Here is a 25734-nt window from a genome sequence, read left to right on the forward strand (position 1 = left end):
CCTCTCCCGCGCGCGCGGGAGAGGGGAGAAAAAAATCGGTTTCGGATCCTACGACCGCGCCCGCATCGCCCGCCCGATCGCGCCCGTGCGCAGCGCAATCTTGGCCGCGTCCTCGCGCAACGCGCGCAGCCGGCGCTCCAGCACCGCGTTGGCGGGGCGGCCGGTGGAGCTCGATGTCGCCCCGGCCTGTTCGCTCGACTCGCCCGCCGCGGCGGCCTGCACCAGGGTGTCGGTGCGGCGCTTGTCGGCGGAATCCGCCAGGCGGGCGCGGCGTTCCGCGGCGGCGTCTTCCGCGGCTTCGGCCACTTCGGCCGCTTCGGGCGTGACGGTTTCGACGACTTGTTCAGGAGCCGCCTGAACCGCCGCCTGGGCCGCCGCTTCGGCACCAGCCGCAACCGGCTTGCCGGCATCCGCCGCCACGGTTTCCCGTCGTATGAAGCCGGCACCGCGGCCGCCGCCGCGCTCGTCGGCGTGCAGCCGCTCGCTGGCCACCTGCAGGCTGTGGCTGGCGGCCTCGGTGGCCTGTTCGATCGCGGCCTCGGCGGCCGGGATATCGAGCTCATCGTAGTGCTGGCGCACCTGGATGCGCGCCGCGGCTACGTGCGCGGCGACCAGGTAGTTCTGCACGATGAAGCGGTTCAGGTTGTCCACCGCGCGGTGCCGGCTCTTGGGCTCGTCCAGCATGCGCTGGAACGACGAGATCAGCGCCGACAGGTTGTCCATGAACTGCTTGCGCTGCACGCGGTAGGCAAAGTCATCCTTGGCCCGGCGCAGCAGCAGGTCGCGCGTCGCGGCGATATAGCGGCGGTTGGCCTGCAGCACGGCCTCCACCAGCTTGGGGATGGCGCGGTACTCCCAGCTCGGCAGCACAAAGCTGAACAGCGACGCGATGATGCCGCCGATCACCGTATCCACCAGCCGCTCGCCCGCCACGGTGGGGCTCCCCGGCATCAGCAGGTGGATCTGGATCAGCACCTGGATGCAGGCGGCGATGGCGGTGTAGCGGTACTTGATGGTGACGAAGGCGGCGCTGGCCACCAGCGACAGGAACAGCACGCCCAACAGGATCAGCGGCTGGTGCACCACCTTCAGGATCGCGACGGACACCACGCAGCCGATCAGCGTGCCGATCACGCGGTCGTTGTAGCGCTGCTTGGTCATGCTGAAGTTGGGCTTCAGGATGACGATGATGGTCAGCAGGATCCAGTAGCTGTGCGACACGTAAGGCAGGCGTTCGGCGATCCACAGTCCCAGCGCCACCGCCATCGACACCCGCAGCGCAAAGCGGAATGCCGGCGAGCTCCACTTCAGGTTGTCGCGCAGCACGCTCAGCTCGTACTTCTGGCGCGTCAGGAACGGTGTCATGTCCGAGCCGGGCAGCACCTTGGCCGGTTCCACCGGGGTGCGCGAGGCCTCGTGCAGCTGGCCGATCAGCGTGATCGCGCCGCGCATCATGTCGAGCGTCTCGACCAGCGCCGTCATCGCCGCCGGGTTGATATGGTGGTGGCGCAACTGCGCGATCTCGGCCTCGACCGCGCGCAGTCCCGGGCGGTATTCCACCGTGGCGTACGAGCCACGCCCGCGCGTGACTTCGTAGGCGATCTCTTCCACGTCCTTGCACATCTGCATCACCAGCCCGCGCAGGTGGTCCAGCACCGGCGTGCCGGCGAAGGTCTGGCGCAGCATCGGATAGTCGGTGTTGGTCGACAGGATGTACTCGTACAGGTCGAGCATGCGCAGGTGCACCTGCACCAGCAGCCCATCGTGCGGGGTGCGGTTGCCGCGCAGCACCAGGTCGCGCGCGGCCTGCTGGCGCTCGGCCACCACGATCTGCTGGCGCACCAGCTGGTTGAACTGCGCCTCGAAGTCATTGCCGGCGTCGTAGAAGCCGGCCTTGATTTCGAGGTAGCCCGCCAGCTCGTACAGCGATTCGGCCAGCACCTGCTGCCGGGTGCGGCGCTCGGTGACCCAGCTCACCAGCATCGCGTAACCGAGATAGGCGACCGCGCCGATGCTGAACAGTGCCGCATGTTCCAGCGCACGCCGCACGAGGAAGTCTTCATTGATCGTGAGCGTCATCACGAACAGCGCGGCGAACTGCAGCGGCAGCGTCTTGTTGCCGTACACCGTCATCATGCCGGCCATGAACGTCACCAGCACCAGCAGGAACGGCATCACGCGCGGAAACGGCGTGGCCAGCGCCACCACCAGCGTGACCACGCTGCACAGCAGCACGCTGGCCAGCATCTCGTTGAACTTGTGGTTCAGCGGGCTGGGCAGGTCCATCAGGCTGGTGCACAGCGCGCCCATCGACACCACCATCGCGGTGGGCAGGTCGCTGAAATGCAGCGCGATCAGCGTCGCGCCGATCACGCCCGTGGCCGAGCGCAGCCCCCGGTACACATAGTGCGAATACAGGAAGGTGCGGGGGTCGTGCGCGTATTGCATGCAGCGGGGGCGTTGGACTGCGGTGGCGGTGTCGGGTGTCGCGGCGAAAGAAGACCAGGCTAGCTCACTGGCCCAGCCAGCGCGAGCGCGCCGCATGCCGCCCGCCCTCCGCCTTGAGCTTGAACTGCGCCGCCGGCTCGCGCGCCAGCGTCACCGGCAGCGCCTGCAGCTCGTCGCGGCGGAACGCGTGCAGCTCGACGCGGTCGCCGGGGCGGTAGCGTGCCAGCAGCTTGTCGAGCTGGCCCGGCGCCATGCGCACGCCGTCGACGGCCACCAGCAGGTCGCCGGCGGACAGGCCCGCGGCCTGCGCGGCGCCGCCGTCGAGCACCTGGGTCACGCGCACCCAGCCGTCCTCGGTCTTGACCTTGATTCCCAGCGCGGCGGTGCGCGCCGGCTTCTGCGCCTCGGCCTTGATGCCGAACCGCTTGAACAGCGCCGGCAGCGGCAGCTCGCCGGTACCTTCGGTCAGCGCGCGCAGCAGTGGCCCCAGGCGCAGGCCCGTGACTTCATCGAACAGCGCATAGACCTCGGCCTCGGTCACGCCGCGCTGCACCGCGTCCGGCGCATAGAAGCCGCGGCCGTAGCCGCGCCACAGCGCGCGCATGACATCGTCGAGCGAGCGCCGCCCGCGGGTCTTGTCGCGGATGGTCAGGTCCAGCACCAGCGCCACCAGCGCGCCCTTGGTGTAATAGCTGACGATGGCGTTGGGCGCGTTCTCGTCCTGGCGGTAGTACTTGGTCCAGGCGTCGAAAGAGCTTTCGGACACGCTCTGCTTGGTGCGGCCGTTGCCGCGCAGCACGCCGTTCCAGGTCTTGGCCAGCATCTCGACATACTGCGCCTCGGTGACGCAGCCCGAGCGCACCAGCACCAGGTCGTCGTAGTAGCTGGTGAAGCCCTCGAACAGCCACAGCAGCGGCGTGTAGGTTTCCTGCGCCAGCCGGTACGGCACGAATGCGGCCGGCTTGATGCGCTTGACGTTCCAGGTGTGGAAATACTCGTGGCTGCACAGCCCGAGGAAGGTGCGGTAGCCCTCGCTGGTTTCGCTGTCGCCGCGCACCGGCAGGTCATTGCGCGAGCAGATCAGCGCGGTGCTGGCGCGATGCTCCAGGCCGCCGTAGCCGTCGCTGGTGACCATGGTCATGAACACGTAGCGCCGGTTGCTGTCGAGGAACGGCGCCTGCGCGGTGCGGGGCTCGAACAGCCGGATCTGGGTCTCGCAGATGCGCTTCAGGTCGCGGCACACGCGTTCCAGGTCCAGCTGCGGCACGCGGCCGGTGAAGACCACGTCGTGCTGCGCGCCGCAGGCGCGGAAGCTGGCCAGCTGGAAGGTGCCCATCTCGACCGGGTGGTCGACCAGTTCGTCGTAGTCGGCCACCTGGTAGCGGCCGAAGCCGTAGCGCTTCGCCCCGTCGCGGCCCGGCGCCTCGCGCATGGCGGTGGCCACGCGCCAGTCGCGGTAGGCCTCGCCCGCGGGCGCATGGATGTCGACGGTGCAGGGCCGCTCGGCCTGCCCCTCGACGCACAGGAACACCGAGCTGCCGTTGAAGAAGCCGTGCGTGGTGTCCAGGTGCGCGGCGCGCACCGACAGGTCCCAGGCGTAGACCTCGTAGCTGAGCGTCAGCGGGCCGTCGGCCAGGGTGACCGGCGCGGCCTGCCAGCGCTGCTTGTCGAGCTTGGCCAGCGCGATCTCGCGCCCGCCCGCATCGGCGCGGATGCGCACGATATTGCGCGCGAAGTCCCGGATCATGTAGCTGCCGGGAATCCACGCCGGCAGCGAGAAACACTGCCCGGCCGGATCGGGCTCGCTTACGGTGACGGTAACGGCAAACAGGTGCGCTTCAGGCTGAAGCGGGGCGATGGCGTAGCGGATCGGCGTCATGGGCAGGATTGTAACGTCGGCGCTGCATGCAGCGCCGACGCGGGGAACGCGCGAGGAAGGCGCGGCGAGACGGCCCGGTGCTGCTCAGCCGCGATTCACATCCACCACCACGCGCCCGCGCATGGCGCCTTCCATGATCTTGCGGCCGGCGTCGATGGCTTCGCCGAGGCCGATCTCGCGCGTCAGCGCGTTGAGCCGGTCCAGCTCAAGGTCGCTGGCCAGGCGCTGCCAGGCCTGTTCGCGCAGCGGCATTGCCGCCATCACGCTGTCGATGCCGTGCAGCGTGATGCCGCGCAGGATGAAGGGCGCGACCGAGCCGGGGAAATCCAGCCCCTGCGCCAGCCCGCACGCCGTCACCACGCCGCCATAGCGCAGCTGCGCGCAAGCGTTGACCAGCGTGTGCGAGCCGACCGAATCGATGACCGCGGCCCAGCGTTCTTTTTGCAGCGGCTTGCCGGGCACGCCCAGCTCGGCGCGGTCGATCACGTCGTCGGCGCCGAGCGCCTTCAGGAAATCCGCCTCGCGCGTCTTGCCGGTCGAAGCCACCACCTTGTAGCCCAGCTTGCTCAGCAGCGCGATCGCCACCGAACCCACGCCGCCCGAGGCCCCGGTTACCAGCACCTCGCCGTCGCCGGGGCGCACCGGACCGTTGACGCCGCCGCGCTCCAGCGCCAGCACCGACAGCATCGCGGTATAACCCGCGGTGCCGATCGCCATGGCCTGGCGCGTGGTGAAGGCGGCTGGCAGCGGCACCAGCCAGTCGCCCTTCAGGCGCGCGCGCTGCGCCAGGCAGCCCCAGTGGGTCTCGCCCACGCCGTAGCCGTTCAGCACCACCTTGTCGCCGGCCTTCCAGCGCGGATGCGCGGACTCCAGCACCGTGCCGGCACCGTCGATGCCCGCCACCATCGGCCACTTGCGCACCACCGGCGAGCGCCCCGTGATGGCGAGGCCATCCTTGAAGTTGATGGTGGAGTAATCGACGGCAACCAGCACGTCGCCATCGGCGGGCAACTGCGCATCGTCGAGCGTGGCGAGATTGGCCTGGGTAGCCCCGTCGGGGGCCTGGGTCAACAGCACTGCCTGGAAAGTCATGGTGTCTCCTTGGTCGCCTGGCGGCGATCGCATGCGATGATGGGAAAGCCAGAAAGCACAACGGCCGGACAGGTCCGGCCGTCGCTCGAGCCGGGACAGGTCCGGCGCACGCTTATTTCTTGATGCTGGCGAGCTTGCGTTCCAGCGTGGCGACGTCCGCCGCGCCGGGGATGCGGGTGCCGTCGGTGAAGAACACCGCGGGGGTGCCGGTCACGTTCATGCTGTGGCCCAGCGCCAGGTTCTCTTCCAGCGGCGTCTTGCAGCTGCCGTTGCCGGTCAGCGCCACCTGCTTGAGCATCCAGTCGCGCCAGGCCTTGGTGCGGTCGGCCGCGCACCAGACCTGTTTCGACTTGGTCTCCGAATCCGGCGACAGCACCGGGTACAGGAAGGTGTACACCGTGATGTTGTCCATCTGCTGGAAGGTTTGTTCGATGCGCTTACAGTAGCCGCAGTTGGGGTCGGAGAACACCGCGATCTGGCGGCTGCCATCGCCCTTGCTCCACTTGATCGCGCGCGCCAGCGGCAGGTCCGACCACTTGATGCGGTTGATCTCGGCCAGCCGCTCCTCGGTCAGGTTGGTGCCGGTGCGGGTATCGATCATCTCGCCGTTCAGGATGTAGCGCCCGGTGGCATCGGTGTACACCACCTGGCCGCCGATATTGGCTTCGAACAGGCCCGGCACCGGAGTCTTGCCGACGCTCTTCACTTCGGCGCGGCCGCCCAGCATCTTCTGCAGGGATTCCTTGATGCGGTCGGTGCCGGGCTCGCCCGCCGCCATGGCGTGCAGCGCGAAGCCGGCCGCGGCCAGTCCGCCGGCGATGGCGGTGATGGTGGCGTAGACGGCGGGACGGCGGCGCAGGGATGGGAACATGTGGACTCCAGGAATTCGGTAAGGGGGCGTACGGGCCGGACAGTGCGTGCGGACCTAGCCGAGCGCGCGCCCGATCAGCAAGCGCTTGAGCAGGGACTGTCCGCCGACCGCGCGCATGCCGGTATTGCGGACTACCCGCGCCACGCTGCCTGGCAGCGAGAACAGCCGGTGCAGCCCGTCGGTGGCGGCGGTCAGCGACAACAGGTCGGTGGCGCGCGCGCGCTCATAGCGGCGCAGCAGGCGCAGGTCGCCCTCGCTGCGGAAAGGTTCTTTGTCGGCCATCACGCGGCCGAGTTCCGCGACGTCGCGCAGGCCCAGGTTCATGCCCTGGCCGGCCAGCGGATGCACCACGTGGGCGGCGTCGCCCACCAGCGCCACGTGCGGCTGCACGAACTGGTCGGCACGCTGCAGCACCAGCGGGAAGCCCTGCGCCGGGGTCACGCAGCGCAGCGCGCCGAAGCGGGCGCCGACCGCGCCGCTGGCGCCCTGCATCACGGTGGCGGCCAGCGCCTCGGGCGATAGTGCCAGCAGCTCGCGCGCGTGGGCCTCGTCGGCGGACCAGACCATCGACACGTGGTTGTCCGGCAGCGGCAGCATGGCCAGCACTTCGCCGTTGGCGGGTTCCTCGTCGGCCATCAGCTTTTCCGGCGCGCCCAGGAACCACTGCCATGCGGTTTCATGGTGCGGCCGCTCGCAGGCAAAGTTGGCCACCACGCCAAGCTGGCGGTACTTGCGCGTGCTGACGCCGATATGGCATTGCTGGCGCAGCCACGAGCGCGCGCCGTCGGCGCCGATCGCCAGCGCGGTGCGCACCTTGCTGCCGTTGTCCAGCGTCAGTGTGATGCCGTCGGGGTCGCGCTCGCACACGCCGGCGGTGCCGTCGTGCCACGTCACCTGGTGCTGGAAGCCCAGCGCCTGGTCGAGCGCGCGCTCGACCAGGCGCGACTCGATGATCCACGCCAGCTGCGGCACCGCCGCGGCATACGCGGAAAAATGCAGGTCGCCATCGAAGCTGGGCGAGGTCTCGGCGGCGCTGACGTCGCCGAATACGCGCATGTCGCGCACCGGCTGGATCCGCGCCGGGTCCAGCGCCTCCCACACGCGCATGCGCTCGAGCAGCGCCTGCGAGCTGGCGGAGAAAGCATAGATGCGGCTGTCCCAGTCGTCCGGCCCGGCGGCGGCCGCGGCGCGCGCCGGCCTGGGCGCGATCAGCGCGACGTCCATGCCCTGCTGGGCCAGCAGCAGCGCGCAGGACTTGCCGACGATGCCGCCACCGACGACGGCAACCTGGAAAGCGGAGGATTTGCGCGCGGCGGGTCGCGCGGACGCGTGGGATCGGGTCATGGCTGGATTATAGCCACGTCACTCCGGGGCTCCGTCCGAGCCGCCCCGTCGGTACGAAGGTGGCCCGCCCGGCGCATCCGGACACTTATGGACAAGCCTCCGAGGGTACCCATCTCGTTGGCCCGCTCCTTATATCCGCAGGTCATAAGCCTTAGAACAAAACAATAGGATGGGCATTGCCGCCCGCGCAGGGGCTCGGGCCTATATTGAAACGAAATGTTTCTGGCCGGGGAACTCACCACCTGAAGGGAGGTGGACCAATGATTAAACAATCACTATTGATTGCCGTAGCCGCCGCGGGGGCCATGGGCACGGCATTCGGGGGTACCGGTCCTCGCGACGTCTATACGGATGGCGCGAAGGTTTCGAAGTTTGATGTCTACACCGACGGCGCGCGCACGCGCGACAGCTTCACCGATGGCGCACGAACCGTGGACCAGCGCGACATGTTCACCGATGGCGCGAAGACCACCGATATGCGGGACGGATTCAGCGACGGAGCCTGATCGCCACCCACACGATCTGGCATCCGACCACGATGCACGGCCAAGGTTGATCCCTTGGCCGTTTGTTTTACCTGGGCCGCGCTCGTCCCCGCACCGTTCCCGGCCCCCAAAAGGTTACAATCGCGTTTTTCGTGGCAAAGGCGCGCAACCTCGCCGAGCCAGCGCGATGTGATGCCTTTGTCTCGTCCCGAAGCCCTTGCCCGCGGCAGCGCGCGATCCGCGCCCGCGCCGGCTTCGCGGACCCGGTGGCATCACGCAACCCATTGATTCCGAAGACCACACCATGAGCCTCCAATGCGGCATCGTCGGCCTGCCCAACGTCGGCAAGTCCACGCTGTTCAACGCCCTGACCAAGGCCGGCATCGCCGCCGAAAACTATCCGTTCTGCACCATCGAGCCCAATGTGGGCGTGGTCGAGGTGCCGGATCCGAGGCTCGCGAAACTGGCCGACATCGTCAAGCCGGAGCGCATCCTGCCGGCCACGGTCGAATTCGTCGACATCGCCGGCCTGGTGGCGGGCGCCTCCAAGGGTGAAGGCCTGGGCAACCAGTTCCTGGCCAATATCCGCGAATGCGATGCCATCACCCACGTCGTGCGCTGCTTCGAGGACGACAACGTGATCCACGTGGCTGGCCGAGTCGACCCGCTGTCGGATATCGAAGTCATCAACACCGAACTGGCGCTGGCCGACCTGGCCACGGTGGAAAAGGCCCTGGCGCGCTACGTCAAGCCGGCCCGCGCCGGCGACAAGGAAGCCCAGCGCCTGGTCGCCGTGCTGGAAAAGGCCCAGTCGGTGCTCGACCAGGCCAAGGCGGTTCGCACCCTGGACCTGGCGCCGGAAGAATGGGATGCGATCCGCCCGTTCTGCCTGATCACCGCCAAGCCGACCATGTACGTGGCCAACGTGCGCGAGGATGGTTTCGACAACAACCCGCACCTGGATGCGGTGCGCGAATACGCCAAGCAGACCGATTCCCCCGTGGTCGCCGTGTGCGCCGCCATCGAAGCCGAGATCGCCGACCTCGACGACGCCGACAAGGCCGAGTTCCTGGCCGACCTGGGCATGGAAGAGCCGGGCCTGGACCGCGTGATCCGCGCCGGCTTCAAGCTGCTGGGCCTGCAGACGTACTTCACTGCCGGCGTCAAGGAAGTGCGCGCCTGGACCATCCACGTGGGCGACACCGCGCCCAAGGCCGCCGGCGTGATCCACACCGACTTCGAACGCGGCTTCATCCGCGCGCAGACCATCGCCTATGACGACTTCATCGCCTTCAAGGGCGAGACGGGCGCCAAGGAAGCCGGCAAGATGCGCGCCGAAGGCAAGGAATATGTGGTGAAGGATGGGGATGTGATGAACTTCCTGTTCAACGTCTGATTCCCGCCAGACCCGTCAGGAAGCCCGCAGCGATGCGGGCTTTTTCATTGGCGCGGCGCACCGCGCCCGCCTCACAGCTTCTCCATCCCCTTGCCGCGCAAGCCCACCAGCAGCGCCTGCCCGTCCGCCCCCACGCGGAATTCCCCGTATTCGGCCTGGGCGAAGCGCTTAGCCTGCCCCTCCTGGAAGAAATACGCGTCGGTCGACACCTGCACCTGCATGCCGCCCCAGCGCGAGCGCGCGGTCTGGTAACGCAGCAGTTGCTCGCCCGGCGACAGCGGCTCGGCGCCGTGCACGCGCACGAAACTGGCAACGCCCTGTTCATCGCGGCGGATCACGGCGACGCCGTCGCGCGGCACCTGAGCGTCCTGCGCCCGGGTGGCGCGGATCTGGTTGCCGATGTCGAAGTTCAGGGCCATGTAGTCGCCCTGCATCAGCGAGCGCGGGTCGACTGGAGCCAGCCTGAGGAAGACGGTATCGCCGCGCGCCAGCAGGCGCTCCTTGCCGGCGATGCCGGCGGCGGCAAGCGCCAGTGTCAGCGCCCAGGCAATCAGGATCCAGCGTCTCATGCGGCCTCCATCTGTGCGCGGTGCAGCAGCCAGTGGCGCCCGGCCAGCAGCAGCACGCCGGCCGCGGCGAGCGTGGCGGACTTGGCCAGCAGGGTCCAGTGCAGCGCCGAGTAGTACCAGATAAAACCGATGGCAATGCTGGCGACGCCCAGCCCCTGCCACGGCATCGACGCCCGCCGCAGCGCCAGCCCCAGCGCCAGCACACCGGCCACGACCGCGGGCGCCGCTGCCATCAGCGCGCCGAACGCGACCAGGCCGCCCAGCACGGCGCCCTGCATGGCCTGGCCGAGCGCCAGGCGGCGGCATTCGGCCAGCGCGAAGCCGGCCAGCATCACCGTGACCAGTCCGCCCGCGGCCCAGTGCGCCAGCGGGATGCGCGCCGCGTCCGGACCGTCCAGCCAGGCCAGCGGATGGCTCATGCCGGTGACGACCAGCGCCGCCGCCAGCGTGAACAGCAGCGTCGCGTCGGCCAGCGGTTCCAGCACCGCATGGCGGCCGTGCGCGCACAGGCGCGCCTCGGCCAGCGTGAAGCCGGCCGCCAGGGCGGCGCCAAGCGGCACCAGCCAGCCGAGCGACCACGTCAGCAACAACCAGTCCTCCGGCTTGCTGCCAGCCATGAGCAGGTGCACCGCGCCGGCCAGGCCGATCCACGCGCCCAGCCCGCACAGCAGCCGGTGCAGCCGGTTGGGCACCAGCCAGGCCAGCGCGGCTTCGAACAGCGCCAGCGCGGCCCAGAACCCGGCGCTCTCGGCCACGCGCGTGAAGCCCAGCGCCTCGGTCAGGCCGAACACCGCCATGCCCTGCCCGCTCAGGCTGACCGCCAGCGCGAACTGCCCTGCGGCGATGCCGCCGCCGCGCCAGTACAGCAGCGCCGCCAGCGCGATCATCGCCAGCCCGGTAACGGCCATCGCCACACCGTTCTCGCGCGCGGCAACGAACACCGTGCCGACCAGGAAGAACTGGAAGAACAAGGCGCCCAGCCAGCCCGCCGCGCCCATCAGGCAGCGCACCGCCCACGGCGTATGGGGATGCGCGGGCGGCTCGCCCTGTACCTCGCCGCGCGCGGCGAGTTGTTGCCACAGGCGTTGTTCGGTCTGCAGTACGTTGCTCATGCCTGCTCCATCTGGCTGCGCCAGGCCCGCATCAGCCAGGCGGCCGCCGCGGCAGCCAGGCCGATGGTCAGCAGGCCGAGCAACAGGAACGCGCCGAAATCGTCCTTGCCCTCGAACAGCACCTTGGCGATGGCGGCCACCGCCAGCACGATGCCGGTCAGACAGGCCAGGCTCAGCACCACGATGTCGAAGGCGTGCCAGCGGAACCACCAGACCAGCGCGGCCAGCGCCAGCACCGCCAGCGCGAAGGCGGCGCCGTCGAAATCGCTGCGCAGCAGGCTGGCCAGCCCGAGCGAGCCGGCATGCAGGCACGCCAGCGCGGCCAGCATGCGGCCGCCGGTCAGGCCGCGAAAGCCAAGCGCCGGCGCCTTCGCGCACAGCCATTGCCACAGCGCCAGCTGCAGCGCCACCGCGCCCAGCAAGGACAGCGTTGCCGTGCGCACGTGGCGCGAATCGAACAGCAGCGAGAACACCCCGTCGACGCCGAAGCGGATGCTGAAATACCGCAGCAGCGCCACGTTGCCGACCAGGATGACCAGCCACCAGTGCGGCGCCGCGCGCGCTGCCAGCGCCCACGGCAGCGCCAGCAGCGCCCACAGCGCGAACAGTTGCCAGGCGTCCGCGCCGGTCTGGTAGGTCTGGCCGATCACTGCGAGCAGCACGCCGGACACTACCTGGGCGCCGCCGAGCGCGGCCCGGCCGGCGGCATCGCCCACCGGGCGCAGCCAGGCAAAGCCGGCCAGCAGCGTGATGGCGCCGGCCAGCAGGCCGAACTTGGAAAACTTGTGCAGGTCCTGCCAATTGAAGGCAAAGAACACGATCACGCCGGCACACAGCAGCGCGGTGCCCAGCGCCATCAGCGCGGTGTCCAGCCAGCGGCGCCAGTCCGCGGCGACCGGTTCGGTGCGCGCCCATGGCGCGGCGACCGCAGCCGGGGCCAGGCGGCCGAGCGCGCGCCAGTGGGCCAGTGCCTGGCGGATGGCGCGCCGCTCGCCGACTGCTTCGCGGTCCGGGCCATTTGCTCCGATGCGGGTTGCTTGCATGCTCGCCCTTGCGTGCTGGAATGACGGCGACTTTAGCAAAGTGATAGGTGGGCCGCACCTGTTGCGAGGGAGGGGGTGTGCGGTCGCTCGCCATCTAGGCCCTGCCGGCGCGGGCCGGTATGCTGTGGCCTTTGTCCCAGGCCCGCCATATGACCCTCGGAATCCTTGCCGCCATCCACGATGAAGTCGACGGCCTCGTTGCCGCCATGCGCCATGACGACAGCCGCGCCACGGTACGGACCATCGGCATGCGCGACTACTACGCCGGCCACCTGTACGGGCAGCCGTGCGTGCTGGTGCTGGCGCGCATGGGCAAGGTGGCGGCGTCGGCCACCACGGTCACGCTGATCCGCGAACTGGGGGCCACGCAGATCGTCTTTACCGGCCTGGCCGGCGGCATCGGCCCCAATACGCAGGTGGGCGACATCGTCATCGCCGACCGCACCCTGCAGCATGACCTGGACGCGCGCCCGTTCTTCGGCCGCCATGAAGTGCCGCTGCTGGAGCGCGCCGAATTCCCGGCCGATGCGGCGCTGACGGCCGAGCTGCATGCCGCCGCGGCGGAGTTCCTGCGCCACGACCTGGCCGTCGACGTGCCGCGCGCGGTGCGCGAGAAGTTTGGCGTCGCGGCGCCGACCCTGCACCAGGGCATGATCGCCAGCGGCGACCAGTTCATCGGCTCGCCCACCGCGGTGGCGGAGCTGCGCGAGCGGCTGCCCGGCCTGCTGGCAGTGGAAATGGAAGGCGCCGCGGTGGCGCAGGTCTGCCATGAATACGGGGTGCCGTACGCCGTGATGCGGACCATCTCCGACCGCGCCGACGACACGGCGCATGTGGATTTTTCGGCATTCCTGACCGAGGTGGCCAGCCACTATTCCAGCGGGGTACTACGCCGCCTGCTGGCGGCAAGGGCCTGAAGCCACCCCCCTGGCACCTGACCAGGATCAAACGGCATGCAGATTCCCGACCTGCGGGTCGGTTCAGAATTTACCGTCCGCGCGGCCGCACCGTGCCCCACAACCCCACCAGCAGCGCCGAGCCGGCGATCACCGCCAGCCAGCTGCTGAGCTGGCCGTCGACAAACCAGTGCAGCGCGCGGCCGGTGTAGAAGGCCGCCGCCGCACCCGCCGCGCCCAGCACCAGCGCGGCCGGCAGGGTCACCACGCGCCCTGCCGGATGCAGCCGGCGCGCCGCCAGTCCGACCAGCAAACCCACGATCAAGGTGCCCAGCATCCGCTTCTCCTGTGTTGTCCGCATCACAGCCGCATGGGGCTGCGGCGTAACGATACTGCAATCCGGCGCCCCTGCCACCCGCTGCGGCGGGCGACTGCAATGATCGGTCCCGGCGGTATAATGACATCCGGCCCGCCCGCGCTCCGGGCCACACCAGTCCCCTACAATGCAACTGCTCGCGATCGGCATCAATCACACTACGGCACCCGTCTCGCTGCGCGAGCGGGTGGCGTTTCCGCTCGAGCAGATCAAGCCGGCGCTGGGCGCGCTGCGCTCCCACCTGTCGGGGCGCAGCGGCACCGAAGCCGCCATCCTGTCCACCTGCAACCGCACCGAGATCTACTGTGCCACCGACGTCCTGACGCCGGGCACGGACGGCTTCGAGCACACCCTGCGCTGGCTGGCGCAGCATCACAACGTGCCGGCCACGGAACTGGCGCCGCACCTGTACGCGTTGCCGCAGTCCGAGGCCGTGCGCCACGCCTTCCGCGTGGCCAGCGGGCTGGATTCGATGGTGCTGGGCGAGACCCAGATCCTGGGCCAGCTCAAGGACGCCGTGCGCACCGCCGGCGAAGCCGGCTCGCTGGGCACGTACCTGAACCAGCTGTTCCAGCGCACCTTTGCCGTGGCCAAGGAAGTGCGCGGCCAGACCGAGATCGGCGCGCATTCGGTATCGATGGCCGCGGCCGCGGTGCGGCTGGCACAGCGGATCTTCGAAAGCGTTTCGACCCAGCGCGTGCTGTTTATCGGCGCGGGCGAGATGATCGAGCTGTGCGCCACCCACTTTGCCGCGCAGCAGCCGCGCCAGATCGTGGTGGCCAACCGCACCGTGGAGCGCGGCGAAAAGCTGGCCGAGCAGCTCAGCGGCCAGGGCCTGACCGCCAACGCGATCCGCCTGTCGGAACTGGGCGAACGCCTGCATGAGTTCGACATCGTGGTGTCGTGCACCGCCAGCTCGCTGCCGATCATCGGCCTGGGCGCGGTGGAGCGCGCGGTCAAGCGGCGCAAGCACCGCCCCATCATGATGGTCGACCTCGCCGTGCCGCGCGACGTCGAGCCCGAGGTCGCGCGCCTGGACGACGTCTTCCTCTATACCGTCGACGATCTCGGCGCGGTCGTGCGCGAAGGCAATGCCCTGCGCCAGGCCGCCGTGGCGCAGGCCGAGGCCATCATCGAAAGCCGCGTGCAGAACTTCATGCACTGGCTGGAAACCCGCAGCGTGGTGCCGGTCATCCGAGAACTGCAGAGCAACGGCGAAGCCATCCGCCAGGCCGAACTGGAGCGCGCGCGCCGCATGCTGGCGCGCGGCGACGACCCGCAGGCCGTGCTCGAGGCGCTCTCCGGCGCGCTGACGCGCAAGTTCCTGCACGGCCCCACGCACGCGCTGAACCACACCCAGGGCGAGGACCGCGAGGCGCTGCTGCGCCTGGTGCCGGGCCTGTTCCGCCACAGCAGCCATTCCGAGCGCTAGCCACGCTCCCCGCGCCGGCGCCGCGCGCCCGGCATGCCCTTGCGGCCGCCCTCGACATGACGCGCGCGGCCCGGCCCACCCCATTTCCTGTCTGCCCCGATGAAAGCCAGCATGCTTGCCAAGCTCGACCAACTGGCCGAGCGACTCGACGAAGTCAACGCCCTGCTTGCGCGCGAAGACGCGACCGCCAATATCGACCAGTACCGCAAGCTCAGCCGCGAGCATGCCGAGCTGTCGCCCGTGGCCGAGCAATACAGCCAGTACCGGCAGGCCCAGGACGATCTGGCGACCGCGCAGGCGCTGCTCGACGATCCGGAAATGAAGGACTTTGCCGCCGACGAGATCGCCGCCGCGCGCGACCGGCTCGAAGCGCTGCAAGCCAGCCTGCAGCGCCTGCTGCTGCCGAAGGACCCCAACGACGACCGCAACCTGCTTTTGGAAATCCGCGCCGGCACTGGCGGCGAGGAAAGCGCGCTGTTCGCCGCCGATCTGCTGCGGATGTACACGCGTTACGCCGAACGCCAGCGCTGGCAGGTCGAGGTGATGAGCGAATCGGAATCGGACCTGGGCGGCTACAAGGAAGTGATCATCCGGATCGCCGGCGATGCCGCGTTTTCCAGGCTGAAATTCGAGTCGGGCGGCCACCGCGTGCAGCGCGTGCCGGCCACCGAGGCCCAGGGCCGCATCCACACCTCGGCCTGTACCGTCGCCGTGATGCCGGAGGCCGATGAGGTCGGCGAGGTCGAGATCAATCCGGCCGATCTGCGCATCGACACCTTTCGCGCCTCGGGCGCGGGCGGCCAGCACGTCAACAAGACCGATTCCGCGGTGCGGCTGACCCACCTGCCGACCGGCATCGTGGTCGAGTGCCAGGACGACCGCAGCCAGCACCGCAACAAGGACAAGGCGATGAAGGTGCTCGCCGCCCGCATCAAGGACATGCAGACGCGTGCCGCACAGGCGCGCGAGGCCAGCACGCGGCGCAACCTGATCGGCTCGGGCGACCGCAGCGACCGCATCCGCACCTACAACTTCCCGCAGGGCCGCGTGACCGACCACCGCATCAACCTGACGCTGTACAAGATCGACATGATCATGGATGGCGACATGGACGAGCTGCTGTCGGCGCTGTCCGCCGAGCACCAGGCGGACCAGCTGGCTGCGCTGGGCGAAGACGCCTGAACCGCTACGTTGCGATAGCCAGTCGAGGCTTCGGCGATGAACACCGCGTAAAGTCGCCGATGTCTTTGTATCTGTTGTAAATGCTTGAAACAGCACTGGCAGGGGTATAGTCGCTGTCTATAATCGATTTCGACCGGCAAACGGAGAATGGTGCCGGGTAGTCACTCCCGAGAACATAGCTAGGACGAAATCATGAAAAAACTGCTCGCGCTGTTGATGATCACCGCGGCCATGGCCGCTTGCAGCAAGAAGGAAGAAGCGCCGCCTGCCGCCTCGAACGCCGAGAGCGCCATGCAAAGCGCCGCGGAATCCGCCAAGGCCGCCGCCAGCGATGCCGCCGCTGCCGCCAGCAACGCCGCAGACGCCGCCAAGGCTGCCGCGAGCGACGCCGCCTCCAACGCCTCCGCCGCCGCGGAGAAGGCCAAGGTAGACGCCGGCAACGCCATGGAGCATGCCAAGCAGGCCGCCAAGGATGCCGTCAACGCCGGCGCCGACAAGGCCAAGGACGCCGTCAATAAGTAATCGCCCCGGCGGGGGTATTGCGCCCGCCGCCGCCGAGGAGCGGTACACTGGCGCGAAGCCGGAAGTCCCCCAGAGCACCGCCCCCGAAGCCCCGCCAGGTCCCGCACCGGTGGGGTTTTTTGTAGCCGGCACCAGAACCGTCTCTTGCCCACTTGATGTCCACCCCCGACTCCGCCGCGCTGCCGGCAACGCCCACGCTGCGCGAGGCCCAGACCCTCGCCGCCATGGCCGGGCTGCCTGCGCTGGAAGCGCGCATGCTGCTGACCCACGTCACCGGCCTGAGCCGCACCCAGCTGATCACGCGCGACACCGACGTGCTGACCATCGCCCAGCGCGATGCGTTGGCGACGCTGCTGGCGCGGCGGCTGGCGGGCGAGCCGATGGCCTACCTGATCGGCGAACGCGAGTTCTTTGGCCGCAAGTTCCGGGTCACGCCCGACGTGCTGATCCCGCGCCCCGATACCGAGGTTGCCGCGGAAGCCGCGCTGGCTCGGCTGGCCCCGGTGCCGCACCCCAATGTGCTGGACCTCGGCACGGGCTCCGGCATCCTTGCCGTGACGCTGGCGCGCGAGCGGCGCGACGCGCGGGTCTGGGCCACCGACATCTCGCCCGGCGCGCTGATGGTGGCGCAGGACAATGCCCGCGCGCTGGGCGCCGAACATATCGAGTTCCTGGTCTCCGACTGGTACTCGGCGCTGCCGCCGGACCTGCGCTTTCACCTGATCGTCAGCAACCCGCCCTATATCGCCGCGGGCGACCCGCACCTGGCCGAAGGCGACCTGCGCTTCGAGCCGATCGACGCGCTGACCGACCACGACGATGGCCTCTCCGACCTGCGCGCCATCGTCAGCGGCGCCGGCATGCGGCTGCTGCCCGGTGGCTGGCTGCTGATGGAACATGGCTATGACCAGGCCGCGGCGACGCGCCAGTTGCTCGAAGCCTCCGGCTTCGCCGACGTGTTCACGGCGCGCGACCTGGCCGGGCTGGAGCGCTGCACCGGCGGACGCTGGCCGGGCGCACGGCCTGCCGGCACGTCCGCGGCGCCCTGAAGCGCAGCGGCGATTCCGGTAAAATCGTTATCAGACTCCCGCCGTGCGGCCCGGCCGCACGGTATCCCTTTCTCCCCAGGCGGCGCCCGCGACACGGCCTCGCCCCACTGAAAAGCAAACCATGAGCGACGTGCAGCAACAGATCGACCAGATCGTCAAGGGCAACCCCGTAGTCCTGTTCATGAAGGGCACCGCGCAATTCCCGATGTGCGGCTTCTCCGGCCGCGCCATCCAGATCCTGAAGGCCTGCGGCGTCGATGCGCCGACCACGGTCAACGTGCTGGACGACGAAGGCATCCGCCAGGGCATCAAGGAATACGCCAACTGGCCGACCATTCCCCAGCTCTACGTGAACGGCGAGTTCATCGGCGGCTCGGACATCATGATGGAGATGTACCAGAACGGCGAACTGCAAACCCTGCTGAAGGGCTGAACCAGGCCATGTCCGGGGCTGGCGGCACACCGCAACGGCTGATCGTCGCCATCACCGGCGCCACCGGCGCCATCTACGGCGTGCGCCTGCTGCAGGTGCTGCGCGCGGCGCCCGCGGTGGAGACCCATCTGCTGATTTCGCCGGCCGGCGTGATGAACCTGCAGCATGAGCTGGACATCGGCCGGGCCGAGGTGGAAGCGCTGGCCAGCGTCGTGCACAACGTGCGCGACATCGGCGCCACCATCGCCAGCGGCTCGTTCCGCGCGCAGGCCATGGTGGTGGCGCCCTGCTCCATGCGCACGCTGGCGGCGATCGCGCATGGTTTCTCCGACAACCTGATCACGCGCGCCGCCGACGTCACGCTGAAAGAGCGCCGCAAGCTGGTGCTGATGGTGCGCGAGACGCCGCTGAACCTGGCTCACCTGCGCAACATGACGGCGGTCACGGAGATGGGCGGGATCGTGTTCCCGCCGGTGCCGGGCTTCTACCAGAAGCCGCAGAGCATTGCCGAACTGGTCGACCATACGGTCGGGCGCGTGCTGGACCTGGTGGACCTGCCGCAGATCGGCCAGACCCTCGCGCCGAGTTGGGGCGGGCTCAACGCCCGCGCCGGCGACGCGGCCGGCAACTGAGTCCGGCCGCCCCGATTGCCGCGAACGATTGCCGCGAACGATCACCGCCGACGATTACCAGCGGCGATAGCCGCGGCCATAGTAGCCATAGCCGTAGCCGCCGTAGTAGTAAGGACGGGGCGCCACGACCACCGGCGCGGGCGCCACGTACACCGGCGCCGGACCGACCGCCGGGCCGGCGGGCGTGGGATAGACGGCGCAGCCGCCCAGCAGGGTCACCGATGCCGCACCGGCAGCCAGTCCAATCGTCAGCATTCTCATCATTTCATCCTTGGGGTCGCAACGGGCATGTGCGTGCCTTGCTGACGTTATACGGGTGGAACGCGTAATACGGCGTCAAAGCCGTGTAACGCTTGTTACCGTTCCCTACTTGTCATGTCGCCACCCCTGGATGCCGTCTAGATTTCGAAGCGGATGCCCTGTGCCAGCGGCAGCGAATCGCCGTAGTTGATGGTGTTGGTGGCGCGGCGCATATAGCCCTTCCACGCATCGGAGCCTGATTCGCGGCCGCCGCCGGTCGCTTTCTCGCCGCCGAAGGCGCCGCCGATTTCCGCGCCGCTGGTGCCGATATTGACGTTGGCGATGCCGCAATCGCTGCCCGCCGACGACAGGAAGCGCTCGGCCTCGCGTATCGATTCGGTGAAGATGCACGACGACAGCCCGTGGGCGGCGGCATTGTTCAGCGCGATGGCCTCGTCCAGCGAGGTGTACGGCATCAGGTACAGGATCGGCGCGAAGGTCTCGGTCAGCATGGTGTCGTGCTGCGCGTCGGTCATCACCAGCGCGGGCCGCACGTAGTGCGCATGCGGATAGCGGTCGGCCAGCAGGCGCTCGCCGCCGGTGACGATATTGCCCTGCGCCCGGCACGCCGCCAGCGCGTTGGCCATGGCGTCGCCGGCGGCGCTGTCGATCAACGGGCCGACCAGGGTGCCGTCTTCCAGCGGATCGCCGACGGGCAGCCGGTCGAACACGGTGATCAGCCGGCTCGCCATGGTGTCCATCAGGTCGGCATGGATAAAGCAGCGGCGCAGCGTGGTGCAGCGCTGCCCCGCGGTGCCGGCCGCGGCGAAGGTGATGGCCCGCACCGCCAGCTCGATATCGGCCGAGGGCGCGACGATGGCGGCATTGTTGCCGCCCAGTTCCAGGATGCAGCGCTTGAAGTGCCCGGCGCAGGCGATGCCGACCTCGCGGCCCATGCGGGTCGAGCCGGTGGCGCTGACCAGCCGCACCGCGGGGTGCGCCACGAGGTGGGTGCCGAGCGTGCGCCCGCCCGGCAATATCGCCGAGATGCCGTTGTGCTGCGGCGCCGCGGCGGCCAGCACGCGTTCCAGCAGGCCGTGCGCGGCCAGCGCGCACAGCGACACCTTTTCCGAAGGTTTCCAGATCACGCCGTTGCCGCACACCAGCGCCAGCGCCGCATTCCACGCCCACACCGCCACCGGGAAGTTGAACGCCGAAATCACGCCGCACAGCCCGTACGGGTGCCAGGTCTCGCGCATGGCGTGCTGCGGGCGCTCGGAGGCGATGGTCAGCCCGTGCAGCTGGCGCGAGAGTCCGACCGCGAAGTCGCAGATGTCGATCATCTCCTGGACCTCGCCCAGCCCTTCCTGCAGGATCTTGCCGGATTCGAGCGACACCAGCCGGCCGAGCGCCGTCTTGTGTTCACGCAGCACCTCGCCAAAGCGCCGCACGATCTCGCCGCGCGCCGGCGCCGGCATCAGCGCCCAGGTGGCCTGGGCCGCGTGCGCGCGCGCGATCAGCGCGTCGGCCTGCGCCGGCGTGCAGGCCGGCAGGTGGCCGATGGCCTCGCCGTCGATCGGCGAGCGCACCGTCACGGCGCCGGCCGGCGTCCCCTCCTGCCATGGCCGCGGCAGACCCAGCGAATCCCAGCAGGCAGCAAATTCTTGCGCTTTCATACGAGGCTCTCCTGGAGCGGATGCTGCGTGTAATGGCGGCCGAAGCGGTTGGCCAGGAAGGCATCCAGCGGCATCGACTCCTGCCGCACGAAGCCCGCCTGCGGCAGCGCGCCGGTGGCCACCATGTCCAGCGCGGTGCAGATGCCCGCGGCGGTGGTCAGCTGGATCGCATTGACATGCCCGGCCGCGCCGTCCACCCCGCCGATGCGCGCCGAGAACGAAGCCTGCGTCAGCGGACCGCGCCCGCGTTCGCCGCCGGCCGGATAGCCGGTGGCGGTGGCGAACACGATCACCACGTCCTGCTCGGTCACCGGGATGGCGCGGTCAAAGATATCGCGCAGCCAGTCGCGGCGTTCGCGCAGTCGCAGGTCGTTGAGCAGCAGCTTCATCAGCGCACAGTGGCCGGGATAGCGGATCGACTTGTAGTCGACGTGGCGCGCGCGCCCGGCCAGCGTCTCGGGCAGCGTGCCCAGCCCGCCCGATGTATTAAAGGCCTCGTACTCGATGCCGTCCAGCGCGAAGCTCTCCAGCCCCTCCAGCGCCGTCAGTTCCACGCGCCGACCGTCGACGATGGCCTCGCATGGGTTGCAGTACTCGTTGATCAGCCCCTCGGTGCTCCAGGTCAGGTTGTACTTGAGCGCGTTGCTGGGGTAGCGCGGCAGCGCCCCCACCCGCATCTGCAGGTCCAGCAGCTCGCCGCCGCCGCGCAGGAAGCGCTGCGCGAGGTCGTGGCCGACCACGCCGATAAAGCCCGGCGCCAGTCCGCATTGCGGCATCAGCACCGAGCGCGCGCCCTGCGCCAGCTGGCGGATCGCCTGGGTGGCGGCGACGTCCTCGGTCAGGTCGAAGTAATGCACGCCCAGGCGCGCCGCCACCGAGGCCACGCTGGTCGCGGCGTGGAACGGCAGCGCGTTGAGCACGGCATCGGCGCCGGCCAGCAGCGCGGCACAGGTGCCAGGCTCGGTGGGATCGCCGGCGCGCGCCAGCACACCGCGCGGCAGGCCATCGAGGCGGCGCCCGTCATGGTCGACCACGCTGACGCGGTAGTCGCCGCTGTCGTGCAGCATGGCCGCAATGGTGCGGCCGATCTTGCCGGCGCCGAGCACCGTCACGTGCAGCGGGCGGGCCGCCTTGGGCAGGTCGCGCGGGGCCTGCCGGCCGAGGTTCGAAGCTTGCATGGTGTCTCCGTCCACAAAATGAAGGATTCCGTTGTCTGGAGTATGGATAGCCGGGCCGCCACAATGAAGGCGCAAGAACGACGAAAAACCGCCATAATCGAACGAAACGACAAGGTATCGTGACGCAATGACCGAACTCGACACCACCGACCGCCATCTGCTTTCGCTGCTGCAGGCCAACGCCCGCGAGAGCGCCGCGAACCTGGCCCGGCACCTGGGTATCGCGCGCACGACCGTGGTGGCGCGCATCGCGCGGCTGGAGCGCAGCGGCGTGATCGCCGGCTACGGCGTGCGGCTGGGCCAGCGCATGGAAGACAACGCCATCCTGGCGTATTGCGGCCTGTCGGTGCAGCCCAAGGCGGCGCCCGCGATCCTGCGCGCGCTGCAGCGGCTGCCCGAGATCGAAGAGGTCAATTCCGTCAGCGGCCCGGTCGACTACCTGGTGGCGATCCGCTGCGACACACATGACCGGCTCGACCGGCTGCTCGACGAGATCGGCATGCTCGACGGCGTCAACCACACCACCACCTCGATCGTGCTGGCGCGCAAGCTGGACCGCCGGCGCGCCGCCGGCTGACGCGGTATGCTGCCAGACCCATCAGCCTTTGCGGAGAAACAGAACATGAACAACCCGATCCGTGTCGCCGTGGGCGGCGTGACTGGCTGGGCCGGCGGCGAACTGGCGCGCGGCGTGGCCCATGCAGCCGGCATGACCCTGGTGGCCGGCCTGTCGCGCGGCGCCGCCGGCCAGACCCTGGCGCAGTTGACCGGCCATGCCGGCACCCCCGGCGTGGCCGCCGCCAGCATCGAAGCGCTGGGCGACACGCCCTACGACGTCTATGTCGAATACACCAAGCCCGGCATCGCCAAGCACAACATCATGCAGGCGCTGGCGCACGGCGCGCACGTGGTGGTGGGCACCTCCGGGCTGACCGACGACGACTATGCCGAGATCGACGCGGCCGCGCGCCAGGCCGAGCGCGGCGTGCTGGCGTGCGGCAATTTCGCCATCACGGTGGTGCTGCTGCAGAAGTTTGCCGAGATGGCGGCGCGCCACCTGGAACACTGGGAGATCATCGACTACGCCAAGGCCGGCAAGATCGACGTGCCTTCCGGCACGGTGCGCGAACTGGCGTACCGGCTTGGCCAGGTCAAGGCCGCCGCGCAGGCGGTGCCGGTGGACCAGGTCAACGGCCCGAAGGAGACCCGCGGCGCCACCCTGTCGGGCACGCAGGTGCATGCGGTGCGGCTGCCGGGCTACCAGCTCGGCGTGGAAGTCATCTTCGGCGCCGACGGCCAGCGCCTGCACCTCAAGCACGAGGCCGGCGACGGCTCCAAGCCCTATGTTGCCGGCGCGCTGCTGGCGATCCGCAAGGTCCACACCGTGCGCGGCGTGGTGCGGGGACTGGACAAGGTGATGGAAGGACTGTGAGGCGGCCGGCGCGGGCAGGCGGCGATCCGCCTGCCCCGGGCCATTACCAGCTGCCCGGCTTTTCCGGCTTGGGCGCGGCCTTCGGCGCGGGCTTGGCGGCGGCGGTCTTGCCCTTGGCCGCAGGCGCCGAGGCCGGATTGAGCTGCTTGTCGACCTCGGCGTCCTTGTCCGCCATCAGCGCGCGCGCCTGCGGCAGCAGCATCTCGATGGTGCCGGTGTTGGGGTCTTCCGGCATCGCGTACAACTCCACTGTCAGCGGCTTGTGCATCCAGCCGGCATGCAGCGTCTTGACGGTCTTGCCGGCCTTGTCGCGCATGTCCTCCTGCTCCTGGCGGAACGGCTTGCCATACAGCGCGCTGATGCTGTCGGCCGCGGCCTGCTGCGAATTGGCGCCGGCGGTCGGCACCATCAGCCCGACCAGCGCATTGCGGTCGACAAAGGCCACCACGTATGAGCCATCCATGAACGCCGGGCGCTGCGCGCGCGGCACGCCAACCTGGCGCATCAGCCCATCGCCCTTCAGTTCGACGCAATAGCCGGTGACATCGCGGCCGTCGGGCGAGCGCTTGTCGGCGCAGTCGGGCAGCGCCGGCAGCGGGTTGCCGATTTCCAGCATGGCCAGCAGCGGCGACAGCGCGCTGTTTTCGGCCTGGGCCGAGGGCTTGGCGGCCGGTGCGGAGGCGGGGGTGGCGGCAGGGACGGCGGGTGTAGCAGCATTGGCGCCGGCGGCGCCAAGCAGGCCGGCAAGCGCCAGCCCGGCAACGGGGAATTTCAAAACGGACTCCTGGTGAAAGGCTCCGGGTTGGAGCCCGCCCCTGCCGGGTTGTTCCTCTCGCGGCGCGAGACCGTGGCGAACGGTTCACTTCCGGCACGCGCATGACAAGGGGCGTGCGCTAGCTTACCCGATGGCGCCGACGCCGCCGGCACTTGCGCGCCGCGCCGGCAGTCACCCTGCCGGCGCCTTGCGCGCCAGCGCGAGCGCCTCGCGCCGGAAGGTGTGGCCAACCTGGTGGTAGAACGGGTGCGGCGAGAACTGCCGCGAAATGAACGACGCCAGCAGCGACGCCGCCAGCAGGAATACCGTCAGGTCCTGCGTGCGCGTCATTTCCATCACGATCACGCTGGCGGTGATCGGCGCCTGCGTCGCCGCGGCCAGGAACGCCGCCATCGATACGAGCGCCAGCACGCGCGGCTCGGCCATGCCGCTGACGAAATGCGCGACGTTCTCGCCGATGCCCGCGCCGATCGCCAGCGCGGGCGTGAAGATCCCGCCGGGGATGCCGGCAAAGTACGACACCACCGTCGCCGCCAGCTTGGCCAGCCCGAACCACAGCGTCGCATGCGATTCGCCGTTGATCAGCGCGGCGGCCTGCTCATAGCCGGTGCCGAAGGTCGCACCCGCGGTGGCCCAGCCGAGCATCGCCACCACCAGCCCGCAGCCGAACGCTACCCATATTGGGTGCCGCCCCGGCCAGTCGCGCCACGCCGCGGGCAGCAGCGCCGGCACGCCGCCCTTGAGCGCCTTGGCAAACACGCCGCCGAGCACGCCGGTGACCAGCGCGCACAGCAGCACCGGCCCCCAGGCTTCATGCAAACCCAGCATCGGCACCTTGACCACGAAATACGGGTTGTTGCCCAGCACCGCCAGCGACAGGAAACCGGCGGTCAGCACCCCCGACAGCACCAGGCGGTCCCACCGCACCGCGGTGCCCCGGCCCAGCTCCTCGATGGCGAACACCACGCCGGCCAGCGGCGTGTTGAACGCCGCCGCCAGCCCGCCGGCCGCGCCGGCGGCGATCAGCGCATTGGGATGGAAGCCGATGCGAAAGCGCAGTTTTTCCTGGCACCAGCGGCCCCAGGCCAGCATCGCCGCCGCGCCCACCTGCACCGACGGGCCCTCGCGCCCGACCGAGGCGCCGGCCAGCAGCGCCGCGGCGGTCAGCACCACCTTCCACATCGACTGGCGCAACGACACCAGCAGCGTCTGCGCCGGGCCCGACGGCGGCAACGTGACTGCCGCGATCACCTGCGGGATGCCGCTGCCGCGCGCCTGCGGCGCCAGCCGGATGGTGAGCCAGCGCAGCGCGGCCAGCCCGAACGGCAGCATCACGAACGCCAGCCACGGCGTGGCTTGAGTCAACTGGCGGTTCCAGTGCAGCGCGACCTCGGCGATCCAAGCGAACACCAGCGAGAACAGCCCGACGCAGCCCGCGCCGAACATGAACACGGCATAGCGCAGCGTGGTGCGCGAGATGCGCCCGGCCTGGCGCGACTTGCGCCACGCCGCCACGCGCGCGCGGCGGCTGAACTGGTTCAGCAGGCGGGGATCGGGGGGCGGCGTGCCGGCGTCGGGCTGCGCCTGGAGGTCCGGGCTGGCACCCGGAGCGTCGGACGAAGATGCGGAAGGCTTGGGATCGTTGGGGTCGCGATCGGGCATGTGGCTTGGG

Annotated in this window: 25 protein-coding genes; 11 read left to right on the forward strand and 14 right to left on the reverse strand. The window is 69.5% G+C overall.

From position 1 onward, the window contains the following. Positions 1-48 precede the first annotated feature (48 nt). The 5 genes from RALTA_RS13550 to RALTA_RS13570 form a co-directional block, all read right to left on the reverse strand. Complete coding sequence (locus RALTA_RS13550; protein WP_012354003.1) at positions 49-2448, reverse strand: FUSC family protein; 2400 nt, start codon at positions 2446-2448, stop codon at positions 49-51. A 64-nt stretch (positions 2449-2512) separates the two neighbouring features. Continuing rightward, entirely contained in the window at positions 2513-4327 is a 1815-nt protein-coding gene (locus RALTA_RS13555) for a M61 family metallopeptidase (protein ID WP_012354004.1), read from the reverse strand. A gap of 84 nt (positions 4328-4411) precedes the next feature. Continuing rightward, positions 4412-5419: an acrylyl-CoA reductase (NADPH) gene (acuI, locus tag RALTA_RS13560; protein WP_012354005.1), complete on the reverse strand. Its 1008-nt coding sequence runs from the start codon at positions 5417-5419 to the stop codon at positions 4412-4414. Between the two features lie 112 nt (positions 5420-5531). Then, positions 5532-6290: a DsbC family protein gene (locus tag RALTA_RS13565; protein WP_012354006.1), complete on the reverse strand. Its 759-nt coding sequence runs from the start codon at positions 6288-6290 to the stop codon at positions 5532-5534. Between the two features lie 54 nt (positions 6291-6344). Next, positions 6345-7634 carry a UbiH/UbiF family hydroxylase gene (locus RALTA_RS13570; RefSeq protein ID WP_012354007.1) on the reverse strand — a complete coding sequence of 430 codons (1290 nt, stop codon included), beginning with the start codon at positions 7632-7634 and terminating at the stop codon, positions 6345-6347. Between the two features lie 260 nt (positions 7635-7894). On the opposite strand from RALTA_RS13570, the gene RALTA_RS13575 reads away from it, so the two are divergent. After that, positions 7895-8140, forward strand: coding sequence for a hypothetical protein (locus RALTA_RS13575; RefSeq protein WP_012354008.1), 246 nt, complete (start codon positions 7895-7897; stop codon positions 8138-8140). A 283-nt stretch (positions 8141-8423) separates the two neighbouring features. After that, positions 8424-9515, forward strand: a complete 1092-nt coding sequence (gene ychF, locus RALTA_RS13580) for a redox-regulated ATPase YchF (protein ID WP_012354009.1) — start codon at positions 8424-8426, stop codon at positions 9513-9515. Between the two features lie 71 nt (positions 9516-9586). Here ychF and RALTA_RS13585 read toward each other — a convergent pair whose 3' ends face one another. Genes RALTA_RS13585 through RALTA_RS13595 form a run of 3 tightly spaced genes read right to left on the reverse strand, consistent with a single transcriptional unit; the run spans position 9587 to position 12239 of the window. Continuing rightward, positions 9587-10084 (reverse strand): GDYXXLXY domain-containing protein, encoded by a 498-nt coding sequence (locus RALTA_RS13585; protein WP_012354010.1) that lies wholly within the window; start codon positions 10082-10084, stop codon positions 9587-9589. After that, a complete protein-coding gene (locus RALTA_RS13590; RefSeq protein WP_012354011.1) occupies positions 10081-11196 on the reverse strand; it encodes a DUF4401 domain-containing protein in 1116 nt (371 codons plus the stop codon). Before RALTA_RS13590 ends, RALTA_RS13585 begins: the two co-directional genes overlap by 4 nt. Continuing rightward, positions 11193-12239, reverse strand: a complete 1047-nt coding sequence (locus RALTA_RS13595; RefSeq protein WP_012354012.1) for a DUF2157 domain-containing protein — start codon at positions 12237-12239, stop codon at positions 11193-11195. Before RALTA_RS13595 ends, RALTA_RS13590 begins: the two co-directional genes overlap by 4 nt. A gap of 149 nt (positions 12240-12388) precedes the next feature. On the opposite strand from RALTA_RS13595, the gene RALTA_RS13600 reads away from it, so the two are divergent. Then, positions 12389-13156 carry a 5'-methylthioadenosine/adenosylhomocysteine nucleosidase gene (locus tag RALTA_RS13600; RefSeq protein ID WP_012354013.1) on the forward strand — a complete coding sequence of 256 codons (768 nt, stop codon included), beginning with the start codon at positions 12389-12391 and terminating at the stop codon, positions 13154-13156. A 70-nt stretch (positions 13157-13226) separates the two neighbouring features. Here RALTA_RS13600 and RALTA_RS13605 read toward each other — a convergent pair whose 3' ends face one another. After that, positions 13227-13472 (reverse strand): hypothetical protein, encoded by a 246-nt coding sequence (locus RALTA_RS13605; protein WP_041232211.1) that lies wholly within the window; start codon positions 13470-13472, stop codon positions 13227-13229. 166 nt (positions 13473-13638) lie between these two features. On the opposite strand from RALTA_RS13605, the gene hemA reads away from it, so the two are divergent. The 6 genes from hemA to RALTA_RS13635 all read left to right on the forward strand — a co-directional run bounded on the left by hemA (position 13639) and on the right by RALTA_RS13635 (position 18761). Then, positions 13639-14943 (forward strand): glutamyl-tRNA reductase, encoded by a 1305-nt coding sequence (hemA, locus tag RALTA_RS13610; protein WP_012354015.1) that lies wholly within the window; start codon positions 13639-13641, stop codon positions 14941-14943. 99 nt (positions 14944-15042) lie between these two features. Further along, positions 15043-16125 (forward strand): peptide chain release factor 1, encoded by a 1083-nt coding sequence (prfA, locus tag RALTA_RS13615; protein WP_012354016.1) that lies wholly within the window; start codon positions 15043-15045, stop codon positions 16123-16125. Positions 16126-16317: 192 nt separating this feature from the next. Next, positions 16318-16647, forward strand: a complete 330-nt coding sequence (locus RALTA_RS13620) for a hypothetical protein (protein ID WP_012354017.1) — start codon at positions 16318-16320, stop codon at positions 16645-16647. A gap of 155 nt (positions 16648-16802) precedes the next feature. After that, entirely contained in the window at positions 16803-17696 is an 894-nt protein-coding gene (prmC, locus tag RALTA_RS13625; protein WP_041232212.1) for a peptide chain release factor N(5)-glutamine methyltransferase, read from the forward strand. Between the two features lie 121 nt (positions 17697-17817). Next, positions 17818-18129, forward strand: coding sequence for a Grx4 family monothiol glutaredoxin (gene grxD, locus RALTA_RS13630; protein ID WP_012354019.1), 312 nt, complete (start codon positions 17818-17820; stop codon positions 18127-18129). A gap of 8 nt (positions 18130-18137) precedes the next feature. Further along, positions 18138-18761: a UbiX family flavin prenyltransferase gene (locus RALTA_RS13635; protein WP_012354020.1), complete on the forward strand. Its 624-nt coding sequence runs from the start codon at positions 18138-18140 to the stop codon at positions 18759-18761. 54 nt (positions 18762-18815) lie between these two features. Here RALTA_RS13635 and RALTA_RS13640 read toward each other — a convergent pair whose 3' ends face one another. The 3 genes from RALTA_RS13640 to RALTA_RS13650 form a co-directional block, all read right to left on the reverse strand. Then, entirely contained in the window at positions 18816-19016 is a 201-nt protein-coding gene (locus RALTA_RS13640) for a hypothetical protein (protein WP_025585764.1), read from the reverse strand. Between the two features lie 143 nt (positions 19017-19159). Then, positions 19160-20677, reverse strand: a complete 1518-nt coding sequence (gene amaB, locus RALTA_RS13645) for an L-piperidine-6-carboxylate dehydrogenase (RefSeq protein ID WP_012354022.1) — start codon at positions 20675-20677, stop codon at positions 19160-19162. Then, on the reverse strand, positions 20674-21855 hold the full coding sequence (locus RALTA_RS13650) for a saccharopine dehydrogenase C-terminal domain-containing protein (RefSeq protein WP_012354023.1): 1182 nt from the start codon (positions 21853-21855) through the stop codon (positions 20674-20676). The genes amaB and RALTA_RS13650 overlap by 4 nt, the downstream gene beginning before the upstream one ends. A 127-nt stretch (positions 21856-21982) precedes the next feature. Here RALTA_RS13650 and RALTA_RS13655 point away from each other — a divergent pair, with 127 nt between their 5' ends. Both RALTA_RS13655 and dapB read left to right on the forward strand, forming a co-directional pair. Beyond that, entirely contained in the window at positions 21983-22432 is a 450-nt protein-coding gene (locus tag RALTA_RS13655) for an Lrp/AsnC family transcriptional regulator (RefSeq protein ID WP_010809873.1), read from the forward strand. A 45-nt stretch (positions 22433-22477) separates the two neighbouring features. Continuing rightward, complete coding sequence (dapB, locus tag RALTA_RS13660) at positions 22478-23287, forward strand: 4-hydroxy-tetrahydrodipicolinate reductase (RefSeq protein WP_012354024.1); 810 nt, start codon at positions 22478-22480, stop codon at positions 23285-23287. Positions 23288-23330: 43 nt separating this feature from the next. Here dapB and RALTA_RS13665 read toward each other — a convergent pair whose 3' ends face one another. Next, the gene (locus RALTA_RS13665; protein ID WP_012354025.1) at positions 23331-24062 is read right to left on the reverse strand and encodes a hypothetical protein; all 732 of its coding nucleotides are present in this window, start codon (positions 24060-24062) and stop codon (positions 23331-23333) included. A gap of 171 nt (positions 24063-24233) precedes the next feature. Then, entirely contained in the window at positions 24234-25724 is a 1491-nt protein-coding gene (locus RALTA_RS13670) for a chloride channel protein (protein ID WP_081479479.1), read from the reverse strand. Positions 25725-25734: the final 10 nt, after the last annotated feature.

The organism is Cupriavidus taiwanensis LMG 19424 (assembly GCF_000069785.1).
GTDB lineage: Bacteria > Pseudomonadota > Gammaproteobacteria > Burkholderiales > Burkholderiaceae > Cupriavidus > Cupriavidus taiwanensis.